The sequence below is a fragment of the Gymnodinialimonas sp. genome, assembly GCF_059726805.1.
Genome location: NZ_AP041059.1, coordinates 2,995,036 through 3,014,108, shown reverse-complemented (window position 1 = coordinate 3,014,108; position 19,073 = coordinate 2,995,036). Strand labels below are relative to the sequence as shown.

The 19,073-nt window shown below is 64.4% G+C and carries 18 protein-coding genes; 5 read left to right on the top strand and 13 right to left on the bottom strand.

Going from position 1 to position 19,073, the window contains the following annotated elements:
- Positions 1 to 68: 68 nt before the first annotated feature.
- The 4 genes from eno to AC6I9R_RS14620 form a co-directional block, all read right to left on the bottom strand.
- Positions 69 to 1,346, bottom strand: a complete 1,278-nt coding sequence (eno, locus tag AC6I9R_RS14635) for a phosphopyruvate hydratase (protein WP_461426302.1) — start codon at positions 1,344 to 1,346, stop codon at positions 69 to 71.
- An 88-nt stretch (positions 1,347 to 1,434) separates the two neighbouring features.
- Positions 1,435 to 2,295: a DMT family transporter gene (locus tag AC6I9R_RS14630; RefSeq protein ID WP_461426301.1), complete on the bottom strand. Its 861-nt coding sequence runs from the start codon at positions 2,293 to 2,295 to the stop codon at positions 1,435 to 1,437.
- Between the two features lie 276 nt (positions 2,296 to 2,571).
- The gene (locus tag AC6I9R_RS14625) at positions 2,572 to 2,985 is read right to left on the bottom strand and encodes a Fur family transcriptional regulator (RefSeq protein ID WP_461426300.1); all 414 of its coding nucleotides are present in this window, start codon (positions 2,983 to 2,985) and stop codon (positions 2,572 to 2,574) included.
- Between the two features lie 128 nt (positions 2,986 to 3,113).
- Positions 3,114 to 3,914 carry an FkbM family methyltransferase gene (locus AC6I9R_RS14620; RefSeq protein ID WP_461426299.1) on the bottom strand — a complete coding sequence of 267 codons (801 nt, stop codon included), beginning with the start codon at positions 3,912 to 3,914 and terminating at the stop codon, positions 3,114 to 3,116.
- A gap of 238 nt (positions 3,915 to 4,152) precedes the next feature.
- On the opposite strand from AC6I9R_RS14620, the gene AC6I9R_RS14615 reads away from it, so the two are divergent.
- Complete coding sequence (locus AC6I9R_RS14615) at positions 4,153 to 5,043, top strand: DMT family transporter (RefSeq protein WP_461426298.1); 891 nt, start codon at positions 4,153 to 4,155, stop codon at positions 5,041 to 5,043.
- On the opposite strand, the gene AC6I9R_RS14610 is transcribed toward AC6I9R_RS14615, so the two are convergent.
- The 3 genes from AC6I9R_RS14610 to AC6I9R_RS14600 form a co-directional block, all read right to left on the bottom strand.
- On the bottom strand, positions 5,040 to 6,482 hold the full coding sequence (locus AC6I9R_RS14610) for a protein adenylyltransferase SelO (RefSeq protein WP_461426297.1): 1,443 nt from the start codon (positions 6,480 to 6,482) through the stop codon (positions 5,040 to 5,042). The two genes, AC6I9R_RS14615 and AC6I9R_RS14610, sit on opposite strands and share 4 nt — an antisense overlap.
- 62 nt (positions 6,483 to 6,544) lie before the next feature.
- Positions 6,545 to 6,976, bottom strand: a complete 432-nt coding sequence (locus AC6I9R_RS14605; RefSeq protein ID WP_461426296.1) for a hypothetical protein — start codon at positions 6,974 to 6,976, stop codon at positions 6,545 to 6,547.
- Positions 6,973 to 7,908, bottom strand: a complete 936-nt coding sequence (locus AC6I9R_RS14600) for a nucleoside hydrolase (protein ID WP_461426295.1) — start codon at positions 7,906 to 7,908, stop codon at positions 6,973 to 6,975. Before AC6I9R_RS14600 ends, AC6I9R_RS14605 begins: the two co-directional genes overlap by 4 nt.
- A 115-nt stretch (positions 7,909 to 8,023) precedes the next feature.
- Here AC6I9R_RS14600 and AC6I9R_RS14595 point away from each other — a divergent pair, with 115 nt between their 5' ends.
- The 4 genes from AC6I9R_RS14595 to AC6I9R_RS14580 all read left to right on the top strand — a co-directional run bounded on the left by AC6I9R_RS14595 (position 8,024) and on the right by AC6I9R_RS14580 (position 11,293).
- Positions 8,024 to 8,482 (top strand): DUF1499 domain-containing protein, encoded by a 459-nt coding sequence (locus AC6I9R_RS14595; RefSeq protein WP_461426294.1) that lies wholly within the window; start codon positions 8,024 to 8,026, stop codon positions 8,480 to 8,482.
- Entirely contained in the window at positions 8,482 to 9,546 is a 1,065-nt protein-coding gene (gene prfA, locus AC6I9R_RS14590; RefSeq protein ID WP_461426293.1) for a peptide chain release factor 1, read from the top strand. Before AC6I9R_RS14595 ends, prfA begins: the two co-directional genes overlap by 1 nt.
- Complete coding sequence (prmC, locus tag AC6I9R_RS14585; protein WP_461426292.1) at positions 9,543 to 10,382, top strand: peptide chain release factor N(5)-glutamine methyltransferase; 840 nt, start codon at positions 9,543 to 9,545, stop codon at positions 10,380 to 10,382. The genes prfA and prmC overlap by 4 nt, the downstream gene beginning before the upstream one ends.
- A 236-nt stretch (positions 10,383 to 10,618) precedes the next feature.
- Positions 10,619 to 11,293 (top strand): DUF4167 domain-containing protein, encoded by a 675-nt coding sequence (locus tag AC6I9R_RS14580; RefSeq protein ID WP_461426291.1) that lies wholly within the window; start codon positions 10,619 to 10,621, stop codon positions 11,291 to 11,293.
- 36 nt (positions 11,294 to 11,329) lie between these two features.
- Here the strand turns inward: AC6I9R_RS14580 and rsmA are convergent, their stop codons facing one another.
- The 6 genes from rsmA to lptF all read right to left on the bottom strand — a co-directional run bounded on the left by rsmA (position 11,330) and on the right by lptF (position 18,988).
- Positions 11,330 to 12,187: a 16S rRNA (adenine(1518)-N(6)/adenine(1519)-N(6))-dimethyltransferase RsmA gene (rsmA, locus tag AC6I9R_RS14575; RefSeq protein ID WP_461426290.1), complete on the bottom strand. Its 858-nt coding sequence runs from the start codon at positions 12,185 to 12,187 to the stop codon at positions 11,330 to 11,332.
- Positions 12,188 to 12,311: 124 nt separating this feature from the next.
- Positions 12,312 to 13,295: a 4-hydroxythreonine-4-phosphate dehydrogenase PdxA gene (gene pdxA / locus AC6I9R_RS14570; protein WP_461426289.1), complete on the bottom strand. Its 984-nt coding sequence runs from the start codon at positions 13,293 to 13,295 to the stop codon at positions 12,312 to 12,314.
- Positions 13,296 to 14,552 carry a peptidylprolyl isomerase gene (locus AC6I9R_RS14565; protein WP_461426288.1) on the bottom strand — a complete coding sequence of 419 codons (1,257 nt, stop codon included), beginning with the start codon at positions 14,550 to 14,552 and terminating at the stop codon, positions 13,296 to 13,298. It lies immediately after the preceding gene.
- Positions 14,553 to 14,628: 76 nt separating this feature from the next.
- Positions 14,629 to 16,764 (bottom strand): LPS-assembly protein LptD, encoded by a 2,136-nt coding sequence (locus AC6I9R_RS14560; RefSeq protein ID WP_461426287.1) that lies wholly within the window; start codon positions 16,762 to 16,764, stop codon positions 14,629 to 14,631.
- On the bottom strand, positions 16,761 to 17,855 hold the full coding sequence (lptG, locus tag AC6I9R_RS14555; RefSeq protein ID WP_461426286.1) for an LPS export ABC transporter permease LptG: 1,095 nt from the start codon (positions 17,853 to 17,855) through the stop codon (positions 16,761 to 16,763). Before lptG ends, AC6I9R_RS14560 begins: the two co-directional genes overlap by 4 nt.
- A complete protein-coding gene (lptF, locus tag AC6I9R_RS14550) occupies positions 17,852 to 18,988 on the bottom strand; it encodes an LPS export ABC transporter permease LptF (RefSeq protein WP_461426285.1) in 1,137 nt (378 codons plus the stop codon). Before lptF ends, lptG begins: the two co-directional genes overlap by 4 nt.
- Positions 18,989 to 19,073 lie beyond the last annotated feature (85 nt).

Sequence of the window (19,073 nt, the reverse complement as noted above, 5' to 3'; positions counted from 1 at the left end):
TGTCAGCCTGTGCTTTTCGTCAGGTTTTCTGCAGGTTTACCGCAGATGCCCGGGATCACACACCCTTCTTATCCCCGCAGGATCGAGCGTCCTGCATAAACCGCCGTCTCTTCCAGCTGCTCCTCGATGCGGATCAACTGGTTATACTTCGCCAGCCGGTCCGAGCGCGCCAGCGACCCGGTCTTGATCTGCCCGCAATTCGTCGCCACCGCCAGATCCGCAATCGTCGCGTCCTCCGTTTCACCGGAGCGGTGCGACATCACCGAGGTGAACTGCGCCCGGTGCGCCATGTTCACCGCGGCCAAGGTCTCGGTCAGCGTACCAATCTGGTTCACCTTCACCAGAAGCGAGTTCGCGGCCTTGCGCGCAATCCCATCTTTCAATCGCGTGGGGTTGGTCACGAACAAATCGTCGCCCACCAGCTGTACCTTGTCCCCCAAAGCTTCGGTCAGGGCAATCCAGCCGTCCCAATCATCCTCGCCCATGCCATCCTCGATGGAAAAGATCGGATAATCAGCCACCAGCGCGGCGAGGTAGGCGACGTTTTCCTCAGATGTCAGGGACTTACCCTCGCCGGCCATCTCATACTTGCCGTCTTTATAATACTCCGTCGCTGCGCAATCGAGCGCCAGCACCATGTCATCGCCGGGCGTGTATCCGGCCTTCTCGATGGAGGCCAAAACGAAATCCAGTGCCTCGCGGGTGCCGCCCAACTCCGGCGCAAAGCCGCCTTCATCGCCAAGGCCCGTGGACATGCCCGCCGCCGACAGCTCTCCCTTCAGGGTGTGGAACACCTCGGACCCCATGCGCACCGCTTCCGCGATGGACGTTGCGGCCACCGGCATGATCATGAATTCCTGAATATCAATCGGGTTATCGGCATGCTCGCCGCCGTTGATGATGTTCATCATCGGCACCGGCAGCACATGGGCCATCGTGCCGCCCACGTAGCGATACAAGGGCTGCGCGGTGAAATCCGCCGCCGCCTTGGCCGTCGCCAAGGACACACCCAGAATGGCATTCGCGCCCAAACGCCCCTTGTTGTCCGTCCCGTCCAGCTCACACATCGTCTGGTCAATCGCCACCTGCTCGGTCGCGTCAAACCCCACCAGCGTGTCGGCAATCTCTCCGTTCACCGCTTCCACGGCGGCCAGCACGCCTTTGCCCTTGTAGCGCGTCTTGTCGCCGTCGCGCTTTTCCACCGCCTCGTAAGCCCCGGTCGAGGCACCCGAGGGCACGGCGGCGCGGCCCATGGTGCCGTCTTCCAGCGTCACATCAACCTCCACCGTCGGGTTGCCCCGGCTGTCGAGGATCTCGCGGGCATGGATGTCGATGATAACGCTCATGGGATGGACTCCTAAGGGATGGGTTGGGGGCGCTATAACAGAGCCTGCCGCGCGCGCAAACGGCTATGTTAGCGGTAACATGCCGCAATCACGCAGCAGTCCTCTGTTCGCGCCACAGGGTGTAGAGGCCGGTGGCAATGACAATACCCGCCCCGATCAGGGTCCAGATGTCAGGCCGCTCGCCAAAGACGAAGAAGGCCAGGATCAGCGCGAAGACCAGGCGCGTGTAGCGAAACGGGGTGACGACGGGGATATCGCCGATCCGCATCGCGGCGGTCACGGCGTAATAAGCGATCAGCGCAAAAATCAGCGCGCCGGTCAGCTGCAGGGCCAAAAGACCATCGGGCACGGCGGCGCCGCCGGTGAAAGCCAGCAACAGCACGCCGGCCACCCCGGCGGCGGCAAAACCCCATCCCGCCAGCAACAGGGTCGAGACATCGCGCGAAATCGCCCGCGTCGCCAGATCACGCCCCGTCAGACCCACCGCCGCACCCAACGCCCAAAGGCTGTTGGCGTCAAACCCCTCCAGGCCCGGACGCACGATGACCAACACGCCAAAAAGCCCGATCAAAATCGCCAACCACCGCCGCCAGCCGACGCTGGCGCCCAAGAACAGCGCCGCCCCCAGGGTGACGAGCAGCGGGTTCGCCTGAATGATCGCCGAAAGAAGCGAAAGATCAATCGAGGCCAGGGCGATGATGAAACACATCGTCCCCACAACTTCCGAGACCAGCCGAAACACGAACGGCCCGGTAAAAAGCGCCGGGTCCACAACCCGCTCCCCCTTGGCCGCCGCCCATCCGCCAAAAATCAGCGCGCCCCCAAAGCCAAAAATCGCAATGACCTGGCCCACCGGCAACGCGCCCAACGTCAGCTTGATGAAGGTATCCGCCAGCGCGAACCCCAACATCGCCAGGGTCATCCAGCCCATGCCCTTGAGGTTATCCATGCCCGCACCTCCATCGCTCGGTGGCATCCCTACGCCGGACCGCGCACGAGCGACACCCCAATTCCCCGTTCCAAAAATATCCTGGGGGCAAGGGGCGAAGCCCCAACCGGGCGACAGCCCGCAAAAGACCGCTGCGAGGACCGTGCGCTCCAAAGGAGCGCGAGGGAAGAGGGGCGGTCTGTACCCTTAACAAAAGGTTAATTAAAAATCAAAAACACAACAAAAGCAGTAGTTTAGACTATGTGCTCAAGCTTGAGCACACCCCCAAATAGACCCTCAGACCTTCTTCAGGGGCACGCCGTATAATTCCAACCGATGCCCCTTCAGCCGATACCCCAGCTTCTCGGCAATCTTCTCCTGCAAAGCCTCAATTTCGGGGTCCACAAATTCGATCACCTCGCCCGAGTTCATGTCGATCAGATGATCATGATGATCCCGCTCCGCATCCTCATACCGCGCCCGCCCGTCGCCAAACTCCAGCTTGTCAAGGATCCCCGCTTCCTCAAACAATTTCACGGTCCGATAGACCGTCGCGATCGAGATCTTCGGATCCACCGCCACCGCCCGCGCATAGAGCTCTTCCACATCCGGATGATCGTCCGATGCCTCCAAAACACGCGCAATCACCCGGCGCTGCTCGGTCATCCGCAGCCCCTTCGCGGCGCAGCGATCCTCGATGGTGTCGGTCATGGGTCGGTCTCCAATTCCGGGGCGCCAGGGGGCGATGGCGCGCTCGCCTGAGCGAACAGGTCATGCCGCAACAGATGCCCCTACCGCGCGGCCAATGCCGCCTGGGTCAGGTCTGGGGCCGACACACCCTATGCAAGACGCTTGTTGATGAAGAGGTAGTTCGTGTCGTCGTATGTGGCCGCGTCAAAGCCGTTCGCCTCAAATTGTGCCACCAGCCTTTCCGTGTCCGATACGTCGCGACTGGAGATCTGGGCATGGTGAAACTCGACAAACAACTGACGCACATTGGCAAGCGCAGAGAAGTCAAAGCCGTCGAAAAGATCAAACTCGGCGCCCTCGATGTCGACTTTCAACATCTCCACCGCGTCGCTACCCAGTTGCGCGATCAGCGCTGGGATAGTGGTGGAGCGCACGGTATAGGAATTGGTCGTTTGGGCCTCGACGTTGATGTGATCACTGTGCAGGCTGCCGCTTTCATTCTCTATGCTCTCATGGAACGTGATCTCGGTCTCTTCCTTGGACACGGCCTGGCGCAGGTGGGTCAGGTTCGGCTTATGGGCGTCGACCAAGCGCTGCAGATGGGGCTCGTGCTTCAAGGTGGGATCAACGATCAATGCTTTCGCGTTGAAGTCCTTGATCCATTTGACGGCAAACTCCGCCTCGAACCCACAGCCGATATCGATGACCGCGGGACGATCAGACTTGGGGGCCAAGAACAGATAGTTGGGCTCTGCGGTCTGAAATCCAGCCTTTGTGAGGGCCCGCAACCGGCGAAACCCAGAAATCTCGCGGCGCATCTTGCGAGCGGCTTTTGAAACGATGCTCATCTCGTCGGTTTTCCCTGTTTCCTGGATTAGCGATCGTTGAACACGCGCTCTATTTTCGAGCGTCTTCTGGCACGATTCTTTGATGCCAGCAACATGCGGCATGGATCTCAAGAGGGTGTCATCGGCCGAATTCGGCGCACCGTCCAAGCGGTCCCATGACACCCAAAACCCAAGGAAATGCGATACTTCGGTGGGGCGCGGCGGGCAATGCAACTGGCCACGTCTCCCCTGACACCTTGCGCCGCGAGGCACCTCGGTTCGGACCGCGTTGATACCGCCGTCTTGACACCGATGTGCGTCCTCGGCACTGCCTGAGGGGCACGACGCAGGAGCACCCGGCATGGCCCAAAAACCCCGGATCGACGCCTTTGGCGCGATCTCCCTGACGGGCTTCGCGCTCCTGCTGGCGTTCAACCAGGTGGTCATCAAGTTCGTGAACGACGGGCTGCAGCCGGTGTTCTTTGCGGGCCTGCGGTCCGTGGGCGGGGCGCTGGTGATCTTTGCCTGGATGAAGTTTCGCGGCCTGTCGCTGGCGATCAAACCGGGCACGATCCCGGCGGGCCTGATGATCGGCGCCGTCTTCGCGTTCGAGTTCATTTGCCTGTTCTGGGCGCTGGATCTGACCAGCGTCACCCGCACTTCGGTGATCTTCTACACGATGCCGATGTGGCTGGCGCTCGCCGCGCATTTCCTGATCCCCGGAGATCGCCTGACGCCGGTGAAATCCGTCGGGCTGTTACTGGCCTTCGCGGGCGTCGTCATCGCGCTGACGATGCGCGGCGAGGGCGCGGGCGAGACCTCTTTGCTGGGTGATTTTCTGGCGCTTCTGGGCGCCATCGCCTGGGCGGCCATCGCGCTCTGCGCGCGGGCCACGGCACTGCGCGAAGTGCGGCCCGAGGTGCAATTGCTCTGGCAATTGACCGTCTCCGCGCCGTTGCTTTTGCTGGCGGCACTATTCTTCGGCCCTCTCTTGCGCGACCCGGAGTTGATCCACTGGGCGGGCCTTGGATTTCAGATCCTCGCAATCGTCTCTGCGGGGTTCCTGTTCTGGCTGTGGCTGCTGTCGATCTATCCGGCCAGTTCAGTGGCTGCGTTTTCGTTCCTGACACCGGTCTTCGGGGTCGCCATGGGCTGGCTGGTGTTGGGAGAGGAAGTTGGGCCGGGCATCCTGATCGCCCTGGCGCTTGTGTGCGTGGGGCTTGTGCTGATCAACCGACCTGCAAGGAGCTAGGTACCGCAGAACGTCTGTGTGACTTCCTCGCCCTGGTCCGGGGCGCGTTGCAGATCTGCAATGCCCGGGCGGTCCGTGAAAGGATCCTGCAGGACCGCATTCAAACGCTCGAACGGGGCGAAATCGCCCTTTACAGCAGCCTGAATCGCCTCTTCCACACGGTGGTTGCGCGGGATCACGGCGGGGTTCACGGCTTGCATATTTGCCACCCGCGCGTCCTCTGACTGCCCGTCCTGCGCAAGCCGGGCGCGCCAGGTCTCAAGCCAGGGCATCAGCGCGGCTGGCGCCTTGACGGCGGCAGCGGCCTGATCCGGATCAGGACCTGAGAGCGCTCGGAAGGTCTGGGTGAAATCGGCCTCGCCCTGGGACATCCGGTTGAGCAGGTCAAACGCCAGCCGCGCGTCATCCTCACCGGCGCTGAGTAGCCCCAGCTTGGCCCGCAAGACCCCGTGCCATGCCGCATCGAAGCGCGCGGCAAAGCCGTTCACGGCTTCGGTAAATTCCTCAATCGCTGCGTCGCGGTCAGGCATCAGGGGCAAGAGCGCCGTGGCCAATTGTGCGAGGTTCCAGGCTGCGATCTGGGGTTGCTGGCCGTAGGCATAGCGCCCGAACTGGTCGATGGACGAAAACACCTTGTTGGCATCATAGGTGTCCATGAAGGCGCAGGGGCCGTAGTCGATGGTCTCGCCCGAGAGGGTCATATTGTCGGTATTCATCACCCCGTGGATGAAGCCCACGCCCATCCATTTGGCGACAAGCTCTGCCTGCACCTGAAGCGCGGCGTCGAGCAGGCCCGAGGGGCCCTCGGCCTCCGGGTAATGGCGCGCGATGGTATGGTCGAGAAGCGCTTGCAGCGCCTCGGTGTCCTGGCGGGCGGCGAAGAACTGGAAGGTGCCGACGCGGATGTGCGAAGAGGCGACGCGGCTCAGGACGGCGCCGGGCATCCGGCCCTCGCGCAGCACGACTTCGCCGGTGGTCACGGCGGCGAGCGCCCGGGTGGTTGGGATGCCCAGGGCGGCCATCGCCTCGGACATGATGTATTCGCGGATCACCGGGCCGAGCCAGGCGCGCCCGTCGCCCATGCGCGAATAGGGCGTGCGGCCCGCGCCCTTCAGCTGGATGTCAAACCGGGCGCCATCGGGTGCCACGACCTCACCCAGCATCACCGCGCGCCCATCGCCCAATTGCTGCGACCAGCCGCCGAACTGGTGACCCGCGTAGACCTGCGCGAGCGGCGCGGCGCCCAAGGGCACCACGTTGCCTGCAAAGATCTGCGCCAGGGCCGCGTCGTCCTCGCCCAGTTTGATCCCCAACCGCTCCGCCAAGGGACGGTTGATCGCAATCAGCGAGGGGTCTGCCACCGGCGTCGGCGATTGCCGGGTGAAGAAACGGTCGGGCAGGGTGGCGTAGGTATTGTCGAAGGGAAAGGCTGCGGGCATGGCGGTCTCCGGCGTTTGGCCTGATGTAGGGCGTCGGGCGGGAAATGCCTAGGGTGCAGATCCTAGGGCGAGGTCAACTGGATCTCGATCCGGACGGGCAGGGGGGAGATCTGGCCCAGGGGCGTGCGCGACAGGGCTTGGGCGTCGATCTGCCACTCCGGCGCCTCGCCGATGATCTGCGCGCGGGCAGGCTCAAACCAGAAGAACACGTCCGGCCCCAAGGGCGTGCCGGTGCCGTTTGACACGCCATCCGCTCCGTTCACGCTGATGCTTTGCACGCTGTCCCCGTCCGGGTGCAGCAGGACGTGCAGGACCGGCGGCAGGGGAAACCCCAGATGCATCTGCGCAAAGGTCATGGGGGCGTCCGTCGCCTGGGGCGTAACCTCGGTCAGTGTGATGGTCGTGCCTGCCATCGTCAGATGCGCGAGGGCGGGACCATCGGCCCAAGCGGGCAGGGAAGGGAGGAGCAGCGCGCAGGCAAGCGCTGCTCTCATAGCCGCGCGATCCGCTCCGTCAGCAGAGCGAAGAAGCCGTCGGCGTCCAGATCGCCCATGAACATCGCGTTCTTTTCGCGGTCCGTCACGCCCCACCAATCGGCGACGGTCATGCCGCGGGTCAGCTCGGACGTTGTCTCGATCTCGACGTTCACAAAACGCCCGCTGAACAGCTCGGGCGTGATCAGATAGGCGATCACGCAGGGGTCGTGGAGGGGGGCACCGGCGCTGCCGTACTTCTCTTTATCGAACCTCTCGAAGAAATCAGTCCATTCTGCCACCATCGTGCCGGGATGCGTGCCGAGATCCCGAAAGGCCTGGACCCGCGGCGCGGTGGTAAGCGCCTTGTGGGTGACATCCAGGGGCATCACAACGATGGGACGGCCCGATGCGAAGACGATCTGTGCGGCTTCGGGATCCACATAGATGTTGAATTCGGCCGCTGGGGTGATGTTGCCTACCTGAAAATACGCGCCGCCCATCAGCACGATCTCTTGCACATTTGCCACAATGTCCGGCGCGCGTTCAAACGCCGTTGCGATGTTGGTCAAGGGACCCAGGGCGCAGAGCGTCACGGTTCCGGCAGGCTCGGTGCGCAAAGTCTCGATGATGAAATCAACCGCGTGCGCGTCCTGCACCGGCATCGTCGGGTCGGGCAGCACTGGGCCGTCGAGGCCGCTTTTGCCGTGGACATGTTCCGCCGTGACCAGTTGATGGCGCAGGGGCCTGTCGCAGCCTGCGAATACCTCCACATCCGCGCGCCCGGCCAATTCGCACACGATGCGCGCATTCTTGGCCGTCAGGGCCAGCGGCACGTTGCCTGCCACGGCGGTTAGTCCCAAAACCTCAACCTCGGGCGAGGCGAGGGCCAGAAGGATGGCGACGGCGTCGTCCTGGCCCGGGTCAGTGTCGATGATGATCTTGCGCGCCATGGGCCCTCCGTCGTGTCCTGCGTATCAGACCGGAGCGCGCGCGCAGATGCAAGGACACGACGACATCCATTGACGGGCCTTGACGGGCGCGCGCAGGCGGCGCATCTCAGAACCCATGAGAATACTCCTTTATATCCTATTGGCTCTTGTCCTGGTGACCGTCGCGACCGCTGTCTATGTGCGTTTGGCCCCGATCAACGCCGCCGATTGGCATGTGGAGCCGGAAGAGGTGAGGCCGCCGTCTTCGCCGAACTTCCTGCTGCTGGCCGGCCCAAGCGCGGCGACTGTGCCAGCGCCGGCTTTGGCCGTGGCGGGCCGATTGCAGGCAATTGCCGAGGCGGAAGGCGCGCAGGTGGTTGCGGGATCCTTGGGAGAGGGCTTCGTGACCTACGTCGCCCGCTCACGCCTGATGGGGTTCCCTGATTTCATCACGATCCGGCTGGTGCCCGAAGAGGATACCACGCGGCTGCATATCTTTGCCCGCTCGCGCTTTGGGCAAAGTGACCTTGGGGTGAACACTGCGCGGGTGCAGCGTTGGTTGACGGCGGCGCGCGATGAGGCAGGCGGCGCGTAATGGCCAATGCACTGCCCCGCGACCGCCTGCGCCAGATCACGGATCGTTTCGAGTTTCTGGAAGCGCAGCTGAACGGCGGCCCGGATCCATCGGAAATCGCCAAGATCAGCCGCGAATATGCTGAGTTGAAGCCGGTGGTCGAAGAGATCGCGGCCTATGAGCAGCTGTTGGCCGATCAGGTGGAAGCGCAAGCCATGTTGGGCGATCCCGACATGAAGGAGCTGGCGGAAGAGGAACTGCCAAGGCTGGAGGCCGCCATTCCCGCCGCCGAGCAGACGCTGCAACTCGCACTTCTGCCCAAGGACGCCGCCGATGCGCGTCCCGCGATGATCGAGATCCGTCCCGGTACCGGCGGGGACGAGGCGGCGCTTTTTGCGGGCGACTTGCTGCGCATGTACACCCGTTACGCAGAGGCGCGCGGGTGGACGCTGGAGATCGTGGACCTGCAGGAAAGTGACCTGGGGGGCATCAAGGAATGCACCGCGCGGGTGGAGGGGGAGAACGTCTTTGCCCGGCTGAAGTTCGAGTCGGGCGTCCACCGGGTGCAGCGAGTGCCGGAAACGGAATCCGGCGGGCGCATCCATACGTCTGCAGCGACCGTCGCCGTGCTGCCCGAGGCCGAGGAGGTCGACATCGATATCCCCGCCACGGATATTCGCATCGACACGATGCGTGCGTCCGGCGCAGGGGGGCAGCACGTCAACACGACGGATTCGGCGGTGCGCATCACCCATGTGCCGTCTGGGATCGTGGTGGTCAGTTCCGAGAAATCCCAGCACCGCAACCGGGAGATCGCGATGCAAACCCTGCGCACGCGGCTTTACGATTTGCAGCGCCAGAAGGCGGATGATGCCATGGCCGCCGACCGCAAGGCGCAGATCGGGTCCGGCGACCGGTCCGAGCGGATTCGGACTTACAATTTCCCCCAGGGCCGGATGACGGATCATCGCATCAACCTGACGCTCTACAAGCTGGATGCTGTGATGCAGGGGGATCTGGATGAGATCGTCGATGCGCTGACGGCTGAGGATCAGGCGGCGAAGCTTGCCGAGATGAACGGGTGAGTCCGAAGACCCTGCGCGACGTCCATACGGCATTTGTTAACGCCGTTAAGGAATTCGCGGGTGCCTATGAGGCCGGGCGCGAGGCGTCGCTGGTGATTGAGCATCTGACGGGCCTCAACCGGGCGCAGCAAAGCGTGCGCGGGGGGGAGGCGTTTGAGGGCAACGCTAGCAGGCTGGAGGAGATCATCGCCGCGCGCCTTGCGCGCCAGCCCTTGTCGCAAATCTTCGGATACGCTCCGTTCCGCGACCGTCTGTTCCATGTGACGCCCGACGTTCTAGCGCCGCGCGCGGATACCGAAACCCTCCTCGACGCCGCTTTGGCGGCCTCTCCTCGCAGCTTTCTGGATCTAGGCACCGGCCCCGGAACGCTGGCGCTGACGCTTCTGGCGGAACTGCCCGGCGCGCAGGGGGTGGCCAGCGACATCTCACGCGCGGCGCTGGATGTGGCTGCCCGCAATGCAGAGGCGCTTGGCGTTGCCGCGCGGGTCACGTTGATCGAAAGCGATTGGTTTGACGCCATCGAGGGTGTCTTCGACCTGATCGTCTCCAACCCGCCCTACGTTGATGCCGCCACCTACGCCAGGCTGGCGCCCGAGATCACGCAGTGGGAACCTGAGGTCGCCCTTACCCCCGGCGGCGATGGGCTCGACGCTTACCGGATTATCACCAGGGGCGCGCCCGCGCATCTGCGCCCGGGCGGGCACCTGATGGTGGAGATCGGCTTTGACCAGGGTCCCGCCGTTTCGGCCATGTTCAACCAGGCGGGATTCGGGGATGTGCAGGTCCTACCCGATCTGAATGGCAAATCCCGTGTGGTGAGCGGAATCCGGCACTAAATGGGCTCAGTTGCCGCGGGGAAACACTCATTTTCGCCAAAACGCTCTGGACTCGCTCCGCCTCCCATGCTTACTCGTTGCCAAGCGCGATACGAGGCTGCGTTAGCCCTCCGCGCTTTTCTCGCCAGATCGCGCAGTGCCAAGGAACAGCACAGACCACGCGCAGACTGAGACTTTCCGGGCCCCGCCAAAGTTGCGATGTGGCCACCAACCAGGACAACTGGATTAGTACACACATGAGATCTTCGAAGAACCGCTCGCGGTCCAAAGGGAACCGCAACCGCAATGGCCAAGGCGGCGGCAATATCGTTAATCGTGTCTTCGATTCGTCGGGACCCGAGGGCAAAGTGCGCGGCACCCCGCAGCAGATTGTCGACAAGTACAACCAACTGACCCGCGATGCGCAGCTGGCCAACGACCGTGTGGCGGCCGAAAGCTTCCAGCAGCACGCTGAGCACTACACACGGATGCTGGCCGAGGCCCTGCGCGAGCAAGAGGCGCGGCAAGCCCAACATCAGGCGAACCAGCAGGGTGGCGGGAACCAGCAGGGTGGCCAAGGCGGCAACCAGGGGGGACAGGGCCAGCAGGGTCAGCAGAACAACGACCCGCAAGGGGGCAACCAGGGTGATCAGAAAGGCGGCGGTAATCGCCGTAATCGCGGCGGTGGCGGCGGAAACAATGATCAGCAAAAGCCAGCCGAGCAGCCCCGGGTCGAGGTGGACGCCCAGGGCTCCTTCGATGCGGTGATCGAGCCGGCCGAGGCCGACAGCGGCCTGGTCGAGACGCCGGAAAACGCGCCCAAGCCCAAGCGGCCCCGCACCCGTCGGCGCAAGGCCGATGCGCCTGCGAAGGACGCGCCAGAGGCTGGCGGTGGCGGCGACGACAAGCCGCCGCAAGAAGCCGCAGAATAAGCGGAAAAGGGGCCCCGGACGGCCCCTTTTTTTGCGCTAGCGCCTGGGGGCGATCACATCGGCCATGACGCGCGCCAGGGCGCAGAACCCCTCCAGCGGCACTTGTTCGGCCCGGTCGGTGGGCTTCAGGCCGGCGGCGACCAGGCGATCTTCGATATCGGGTGCCAGGCCTTTGAGCGCTGCGCGCAGCATCTTGCGCCGTTGCCCGAAGGCGGCGGCGACAACACGCGTCAACACCCGCGCATCCGCCTCGAACCGGGGCGCGGGCAGGGCGGTGAAATGTACCACGGCAGAATGGACCTTGGGCGGCGGCGTGAAAGCCTCGGGCGGCAGGCTCATGGCGATCCGCGCGTCGGCGCGCCATTGCGACAGGATCGCCAAGCGTCCGTAGGTCTTGGAGCCCGGTTGCGCCACGATCCGCTCCGCCACTTCGCGTTGGAACATCAACGTCATGCTCTCCCACGGCGGTGGCCAGGTGGCGGGGGTCAGCCAGCGCACCAGCAGCTCGGTGCCGACGTTATAGGGCAGATTGGCCACGATCTTTCGGGGCGCTTCCAGCTCGGCCTCCCAATCCAGATCCAGGGCGTCCGCATTCAACACCTTCAGCCTGCCGGGATAGACGCCTTCGATCTCGGCCAGTACCGGCAGGCAGCGGGGATCCTTCTCAACCGCCACGACGCGGCGCGCGCCCTCCGCCAGCAAGCCGCGCGTCAGACCGCCGGGGCCGGGACCCACCTCCAGCACATCCGCCCCCGACAGGTCGCCCGCCACCCGCGCGATCTTGGCGGTCAGGTTCAGGTCCAGCAGGAAGTTCTGACCCAGGGCCTTGCGGGCCGATAGACCGTGCGTTGCGATCACCTCACGCAGGGGCGGCAGGGTGTCGATGCCACTCATCGGTGCGCTCTGCCGTGTTGCACCGACCGCACGTCTTGCGGCGCGGCACGCGCTGCACGACGTGCCACGTCGCGTGCGGGGCGCAAGGGCCCGTCAGGGCACGAGCACGCGGCGAAACACCCGGTCACGTGGAAGCCCCCCGCGCCACGGCCATGTCCCGCGCCATCTTCAGCGCGGCGATGAGGGAGGTCGCATCGGCCACGCCCTTGCCTGCGATATCAAACGCCGTCCCGTGGTCGGGCGATGTGCGTATGAACGGCAGGCCCAGGGTCACGTTCACGCCGCCTGCGAAATCCACCGTCTTGATCGGGATCAGCGCCTGGTCATGGTACATCGCCACCGCCAGGTCATAACCTGCCCGTGCGCCCGCGTGGAACATCGTGTCCGCCGACGCGGGCCCTCGGATGTCCAGCCCCTCGGCGCGCAAGGCATCCAGAACCGGACCAATCAGCTCGATTTCTTCAACGCCCATCGCCCCGCCTTCTCCGGCATGGGGGTTGAGGCCTGCGACAGCGATCCGTGGGGTCACGATCCCGAAATCCCGGCGCAGGGCGGCTTCGGTGATGCGGATCGTGTCGCGCAGCAAATCCGCCGTCAGCGCCGCCGGGACGTCGGCCACGGGGATATGGATCGTCACCGGCACCACCCGCAATTCGGGGCAGGCGAGCATCATGACGACCCGCTCGACGCCCGCCAGATGCGCCAGGTATTCAGTGTGCCCGGGGAAGGCGAACCCGGCGCCGTCTTTCAGCGCTTTCTTGTGGATCGGTCCGGTGGTCAGGGCCGAGGCCTCGCCCCGTGCCACCAGATCCACACCGCGCGCGATCACGTCGATCACGCCTTGGGCGTTGGCCGGATCCGGCTGGCCCGGCACGGCGGCGGCGGCAAAGGCATGGGGCAGAACTGGTAAGGCTTTGCTGCTGGCATCCGACGCCTCGGACGCCACTGCAATCTCGACAAGCGGCGCGCCGTGGCCCGCCAGATGCGCCGGGTCGCCGATTACGAAAAACGGCAGGTCGTTCCCCAACGCGGACCAGGCGCGGGCGGCGATTTCAGGGCCGATGCCTGCAGGTTCGCCCACCGAGAGGGCAATCGGCGCGATGGTCATTCAGTTGGCGTAGGTGATGCGAGCCTCGGCGCGCAGCTGTTCCAGGTAGTTTTCCGCCAGCCGGGTCATTTGCTGGCCGAACAGCTGCTCGCGGATGCCATCAACGCCCGCCTCGGGCTCGGAGGTGACGCGGTCGCAGAGCATCACAGCCAGAAGGACGGTGCCGTTATTGCGCGTCACCGAGGTCGACATTTCATGGTTGTCGAGCGTGCGCAGCGCCAGCGCGATGTCATCGGGCACCTGACGCGGCGGGACCGAGTGGAAGGTAAACCCTCCGGGGATCACACCGTTGAAATCGTTGCAGACATCGACGGCGTTGTTCAGGCGCGCGGCCTCGGCCAGGGCCTCTGGCGTGCGCCCGCCCGGGATGGCGACGGTGACATAATCAATCGTCGTGACGGGCAGGCGGGGCGAGGTTACTTCGCGCTGGCCGCGGTATTGGAACAGGGCATAGGCCTGGCCACCGCCCAAAGGCACAGGCTCGGTCACTTGTCCGTAGCCCATCCGCATGAAGCGTTCCCGCAGGCCCTCGGGCAATTCGCCCAAGGGGCGCCAGCCGGTGACGCCGCCTGCATCGCGGGTCGGCGCGGCAGAGAAGCGGCGCGCGGCTTCCGAGAAACGCTCCACATTACCATTGAGGTCGCGACCGAGGCGGCCCAGTTCCGATTGCAGGTTGGCCTGGTTCTCGGGCGTGACCGGGATGATGATTTCCGCAAGTGAGATCTCCAGGCCGCCGCCCAGGATCGTGCCCAGTTCCAGCGCCCGCTCCACATCTTCATCGGTGATCTCGATGCGCGGGGCAAACCGCGCGCGCACCACGTTGCGCCAGGTGATGCCGTTGGCGACAAAATCGCGAACCGTTTCGGGTGCAACGCCTTCCTGGGCCATCTCGCGCAGGAACTGCTCAGGCCCCAAGTTGGCGCGACCGGCGAATTCCTGCAAACCAGCCTCGATGGCATCGGGGGAGGCTTCGGCGCCCACGGCCAGCGCGGCCTCGACCTGCAGCCGTTCGTTGATCAGCGCCTCGGTCGCCTGCTGGCGCAGGTCGCCCTGGGCGTTGAGGACCTGCAGAAACCGGATCCGCTGGCTGATCTCGTAGTTGGTGACGATGGCGTCATTCACTTCGACCGCCGCCGCAAAGGGGTTCTGGGCCTGGGCGGGCGTGCCAAGCGAAACCCCAAGCCACAACGCCATCAGCGCGGCCCCAAGACCTGTCATCTGCCGCAAGCGCCGTGCTGCCAAGACTATGCCGTTCATCCGTGAACCCCTGTTCATTCGTCTTTCACCGCCGCAGTTGCGGCAGCGTCCTTATCAAGCGGGCCCGGTCGCGCCCTCATCCGCGGCAACTGCGTGCCGTGGACCGGCCCTCGCGCCCGGCGCCAAACCCTGCCAGGGACACCGTCAAGCCAAAGCTGGTTGCCGGCGCCAATGTGCTGGTGGCGGTATATCGGCGCGAGACCGAAAACTCCATATCCAGACATTCATTCGTGAAGCCCAATGTCAGACCGGCCCGCGTCGCCTGGTTGTCGATGAAGTCATAGCGGAAGTTCAGACCCGCGTCCCAGTTGCTATTGAGGAGATATTCGCCGTCAAAGGCCAATTCGGCCAGCGGATCGGCGCGCAACTCGCCCAGATCAGCCTCCAGGAAGGTGTAGGTAGAGATGATCTCGTGCCGCTCCCCGCTCCAGGCGAGCGACAATTCGCTGGAGGTGAAGTTCAACGCGCTGTCGAAAAGCGAGCGGTTCACCAGGGTCAGTTGATCTGAGAAGCTGACGTGGGTGGCCATCAGGAAATCCGATTGCAGGCCGTTCAGGCCCGAGCCGTCGGTGAATTGCCCCTCGTCCTCGCGGCGGAGCACGACGCCTGCGGCCACGCCCACGGTCCAGCCGCCGGGCGCGATGCGGCTGTAGCTAAGCCCGATGTTGGCGCGCGCGCCCGTCTCGCGCCGGTCCGATCCGGGCAGGCGGTCGAGCGAGAACAGATTGGCCTCGTCGAATTCCACGATGAAGCTGTCCTCGTTCGGGGCGGCGTCGCCGAAGGTGTTAGACCAGACCAGCTGCGCAATGGGTTCGATCACATGGCTGACGCCGTTGGGCGAGGTGGCCTGCAGCGGGTAGCGCAATTCCACCGAGGAATAGGGCGTCAGGCGGTAGACCGTGGAGCCAAACGCCGGGTCCTGTTGGGTGTTGTAGACGCCCCCGTGAAGCGCGCCCTCAAAGCTCGCCAGAAGGCCGCCGAAGGTTTGCGACCGGCGCCAGTCCAACTCGCCCGTGACGCGGAAGACATCGCGTCCGGCATCGCCCGGGGTGCTGGAGAAGCGGTAAAAGCCGGTGCCCTCCAACGAGGCCGTCAGGGTGCCACCGATCAAATCCGGCGTGATCCGGCGCGTGATCTCGGCATGGGCCACGCGGGTCGGCAGGGTGTCGTTGTCGACCCCATCCCGCAGGGATTCGTACAACGTGCCCGAGGCCTCAATGTATTCATCGCGCCGCACCCGGCTGATCCGGGCGTAGCTTTCCAGAATGTCGGGATCATCGAACCCGTAGGTCGTCAGGTAGCCCCGGTCGCTGACCCCTTGGACCTGAAGATCCAGAGTGAACTCGCGCTGCAAATCGAAGGACGCATTGGCAAACAGGTAGGCGCGGGTGGAATCGTCGGTCAGATCATCCCAGGACACGGCGCCTTCGGCCTCCAACTCGCCGTTGCGGAAGGCTTGGCGGTACCGAAGCTCCACCGTTTGCGTGCCGACGCCGACCCAGGGCGTCACGGTGATGTCAGCGTGGTCCCCCAACTCGATGAAGTAGGGCACCAGCAATTGCGTCCCGGTCAGGTCATCGACGCTGAGCGAGGGCGCGAGGAAGCCCGTGGCCCGCTCCAGTGTCGGGTCGGGCATCCGCATGCGGGGCAGGAAGAAGACCGGAACGCCCAGGACCCGGAATTGCGCGTTGTCGAAGTAAAGCTGCTGTTCCTCGGCATCATGAATGATGCGCCGTGCGCGGATCTCCCACAGCGGGGTGGGGTGGTCGAAGCAGACCTCGCAGGACGACGCCACGGCCTGGTAAAGCTGCGTATAGCGGCCTTCGGTATGGACGATTTCCGTCGCGGCGATCTGTAACTGACGATCCAGCACCAGCCGCGCCGATTGCAACACGCCGTTCTGCAAATCCGCCGACAGTTCCGCGAAATCGGCGACGAAGACGGCATTGCCGGTCTCGTCCACCAGGGTCAGGGGGCCCTGGACGCGCAGGTTATCGGTGCTGCCATCGTAAGTAATCGACTCTGCCCGCAGGCGCGAGCCCTGGAAGAACACCTCTACCGCGCCGCGCGCCGTGACCGTGTTGGCACCGTTGAAGCGGATGTTGTCCGCTATCAGCGTGGCGGGCGCAGTCGTTTGTGCCGCCCCCGGTGAGGTGAGGCAGACAAGCGCAGCCAGGACGACCGCAGCGATATGTCCGATGCAGCGGGTCACCCATCCTCCGTATGCAATAATAGGCCCGTGGCCAAGAGGATTGCGGCAATTGGCGGGGTCCAGGCCACCAGTGGTGCGGCAACCTGGCCCGTTTCCCCCAAAACCTCGGCAAAGCGGCGGATGAAGACGACGCCGAAGCCCAGAAGGATGGCGGACATGACCATGACCCCGGTCTTGCCAAACCTTGTGTGGCGCATGGTGAAGCCCGCGCCGATCAGCACCATGGCGGCCAGAAGCAGGGGCGAGGACAGTTGCATCTGGAACCAGGTGCGGTGCTGAAGCGCGGCAAAACCTGCGTCGTTGAGCTGGCGAATGAAGCCCGGAAGCTCGAATATCGGCACGGTTTCGGGGTTGCCGAAACTGTCGCGGATCTGCTCGGCGGTCAGGGTGGAGGGCAGGGTGAGCGTCGGGAATAGGGCGGCATCGGCCTCGGCGTTATCGGACCCCGCAAGGGGCCAGCGCTTCACGTCCGTCAGGGTCCAGGCGCCCAGGTCCAACACAGCCTCGCGCGCATCCATCCGCTCCAGCAGCAGACCCGTCGCGTCAAAAGTGAAGAACGACGCATCGAACAGATGCGTGCCGTCGGAATTGGTGGCCGAGGCGCGGATCACCGTCTGCTCACTCTCGATGCCCTGGCGCAGCCAGAGGCCCTGGCCGGTGACGGAGACTGAGCGGCTTTCAAGGCCCGAAAGCCGCGCCAACGTCAGATCATACTGCCGCGCCGTGGCCGCCACGAGGGGGTTGAGGATCAGCAGCGACAGCACCCCGATCAACAGCGCCACGATCACCGGCGAGGCCGCCGATTTCAGCGCCGAGCGTCCGGCGGCGCGGACCACGACCAACTCCGACGTACGAGCGAGGCCCAGGAACAGCACCAATGTCGCCAGCATCACAAACAGCGGCAGAAGGCCCGTCAGACTGCGCGGCATGTTGAGCAGCGCCAATTGCAGCACTGCCCCAAAACCCTGCTCGCTGCCGATGCGCCGCAGCTGGTCCGCCATGTCGATGGGCAGCAGAATCGCCACGAAGACCGCCAGCACGATCCCGAAGGCGGAAAGGAACCGCCGCGCGATATACAAATGCAGAATCATGCCGGGATGCCCCGCCATTGGGTGGAGCGGCGCATGGCCAGCGCAATCATCACCGCAGCGATGGCGGCGGCCAGCGCGGGCTGTGCATAGGCCATCGGCCAGGCCTCCGCGTCGGCGCGCACGGCAGATTCCCCGGCGTTGCGCACGATCTGCATCGGCAGCACCAGAGCCACAGCGATCAGGATCTGCTTCCACACCCCGAACCGCGAGAAGCTGCCAAGCATCAGTGACGCCGCCCCGATCAGCGGCACGAAAATCACGAACAGCGACTGGGCCAGACGGTCATGCCCCTCAAAGACCATATGGGCGAGCGGGATGTTCAGGGCGTCGGCCATCTGCGCGTCGGCGCTTAGCAGAAGTGGCGTGGGAAGCTCTCGCACATCCAACTGCCGCAGGGCGCCGTCGTCGATCAGCGTGCCGACGGTATAGGTGAAATCGCTGAACGAGATCGTCGCGAGCCGCCCGGTCTCCAAGTCCAGGGTCTGGGCGATACCGTCGAACATCACCAGCCGGGGCCCGCCGGCTGAGCGGACGAGAAGGGCGGTCGTGGCGGTATAGGTCAGCTCCACACCGGGGGTGGAAGTGTCTTGCAGGAAGAGATCGCGAAACTCGCCTAACGGGCTGATTTCACGGATATAAACCGTCATGCCGTCGGTGGGGTGAATGAACTCTCCGGCGCGCAGGAAGCGGCCCGTCAGATCATCGCGCACCTCGGCCTGCCGCTCGATGAACTGGGCCCGCGCGGTGGGGGCCAAAAGGTTGCTGAGAAGCGCCACCAGAAGCGCCATCAGGCAACCGAAAACAAGCACGGGCCGCAAGAGGCGCAGGGCCGACAGACCAGCGGTTTGCAGCACCACCAGCTCGGAATCGCTGATCAGGCGGTTGAAGATGTAAAGCGTCGCCACGAAGGCCGAGACGGGCAGAATCAACTGCACGATCCACGGCAGGGTCAGGGCCGAGAATTCGAGGAATACGCTCACGTTCTGGCCATCGGCGATCAACGCATCAAACAGGCGCGCGGCCTGGTTGACCCAATAGACCGACACCAGCACCAGGCTGAAGAAGCCGAACAGCATCACAAGCTGTCGCAATATGTATCGGTCATACTGACCCAAGGCCGTGGTACCCCCCACATGCGGTATCCGGGTGGCAGCCCGACCGCGTCATCTATGTTTTAACAACGTTTTTCAGCCTTGCGTAGGGGCGATCTGGTCAAGG

What these genes read in the sequence shown, in the direction of transcription:
- AC6I9R_RS14595 (WP_461426294.1), top strand. Translation starts at nt 8,024, where the DNA reads ATGAGAATACTCCTTTATATCCTATTGGCTCTTGTCCTGGTGACCGTC.
- AC6I9R_RS14580 (WP_461426291.1), top strand. Translation starts at nt 10,619, where the DNA reads ATGAGATCTTCGAAGAACCGCTCGCGGTCCAAAGGGAACCGCAACCGC.
- AC6I9R_RS14565 (WP_461426288.1), bottom strand. Translation starts at nt 14,552, where the DNA reads ATGAACGGCATAGTCTTGGCAGCACGGCGCTTGCGGCAGATGACAGGT.
- AC6I9R_RS14610 (WP_461426297.1), bottom strand. Translation starts at nt 6,482, where the DNA reads ATGCCCGCAGCCTTTCCCTTCGACAATACCTACGCCACCCTGCCCGAC.
- rsmA (WP_461426290.1), bottom strand. Translation starts at nt 12,187, where the DNA reads ATGAGTGGCATCGACACCCTGCCGCCCCTGCGTGAGGTGATCGCAACG.
- AC6I9R_RS14620 (WP_461426299.1), bottom strand. Translation starts at nt 3,914, where the DNA reads ATGCCGCATGTTGCTGGCATCAAAGAATCGTGCCAGAAGACGCTCGAA.
- eno (WP_461426302.1), bottom strand. Translation starts at nt 1,346, where the DNA reads ATGAGCGTTATCATCGACATCCATGCCCGCGAGATCCTCGACAGCCGG.
- AC6I9R_RS14600 (WP_461426295.1), bottom strand. Translation starts at nt 7,908, where the DNA reads ATGGCGCGCAAGATCATCATCGACACTGACCCGGGCCAGGACGACGCC.
- prfA (WP_461426293.1), top strand. Translation starts at nt 8,482, where the DNA reads ATGGCCAATGCACTGCCCCGCGACCGCCTGCGCCAGATCACGGATCGT.
- AC6I9R_RS14605 (WP_461426296.1), bottom strand. Translation starts at nt 6,976, where the DNA reads ATGAGAGCAGCGCTTGCCTGCGCGCTGCTCCTCCCTTCCCTGCCCGCT.
- AC6I9R_RS14630 (WP_461426301.1), bottom strand. Translation starts at nt 2,295, where the DNA reads ATGGATAACCTCAAGGGCATGGGCTGGATGACCCTGGCGATGTTGGGG.
- AC6I9R_RS14625 (WP_461426300.1), bottom strand. Translation starts at nt 2,985, where the DNA reads ATGACCGACACCATCGAGGATCGCTGCGCCGCGAAGGGGCTGCGGATG.
- lptG (WP_461426286.1), bottom strand. Translation starts at nt 17,855, where the DNA reads ATGATTCTGCATTTGTATATCGCGCGGCGGTTCCTTTCCGCCTTCGGG.
- AC6I9R_RS14615 (WP_461426298.1), top strand. Translation starts at nt 4,153, where the DNA reads ATGGCCCAAAAACCCCGGATCGACGCCTTTGGCGCGATCTCCCTGACG.
- pdxA (WP_461426289.1), bottom strand. Translation starts at nt 13,295, where the DNA reads ATGACCATCGCGCCGATTGCCCTCTCGGTGGGCGAACCTGCAGGCATC.